Source organism: Deinococcus roseus (assembly GCF_014646895.1).
GTDB lineage: Bacteria > Deinococcota > Deinococci > Deinococcales > Deinococcaceae > Deinococcus_C > Deinococcus_C roseus.
Map to the genome: position 1 here is coordinate 1 of NZ_BMOD01000090.1, position 815 is coordinate 815.

Sequence of the window (815 nt, forward strand, 5' to 3'; positions counted from 1 at the left end):
CGCCTACACCTTCAAAGTCCGGGCCAAGGACAACGCAGGCAACCTGTCCGCCTTCACCAGTGACCTGACCGTCACCACCAGCGCACCCAACCCCTGTGACACCGACACCACCGTGCCCTCCGCACCCGGTGCCCTCTCCAGCCCCAGCAAGACCGACACCAGCATCAACCTGTCCTGGGGCGCTGCTTCTGACAACTGCGGCGTGACCGCCTACGAGGTGTACCAGAACGGCGTGCTGAAGACCACCGTGACCAGCACCACCGCCAGCATCACCGGTCTGACCGCCAACACCACCTACGCCTTCAAAGTGCGGGCCAAAGACGCCAAGAACAACGTGGGGGCCTTCAACACCGAAACCAGTTACACCACCAACCCCACCACCACTGCCACCCTGCCCGGCACCGTGACCAGCAACGGCGGAGCCATTGCCAACGGCACCAACAAGTCCTTCGCAGTGAATGTGACGAGCGCTGGCACCTACCGCCTCTCCATCCAGAGCACCTCCACGGTCAACAGCAGACTCATCAACGTGAGCTTCAACGGCACCAACTACGATCTGGCTGTGGACGCCGGACAGACCGTGATTGCAGACTTCCCCAACGTGACCACCGGAGCCAAAACCATCGTGATCACCGCCAAGTCTGACAACGTGGTGATCGGCACCATCTCTGGCACCAACCTGACCGGAGGCAACCCCTGCGACACCGACGCCCAGGCCCCAACCGTGCCCACTGGACTGACCTCCCCCAGCAAGACCAGCACCAGTGTCAACCTCTCCTGGACTGCATCCACCGACAACTGTGGTGTGAGTGCCT

1 protein-coding gene is annotated in these 815 nt (G+C 62.3%); it reads left to right on the forward strand.

Annotation, left to right across the window (positions count from 1 at the left end):
• Positions 1–815, forward strand: an 815-nt coding sequence (locus IEY52_RS26510) for a fibronectin type III domain-containing protein (protein ID WP_189009722.1), incomplete at both ends; no start/stop codon positions are given.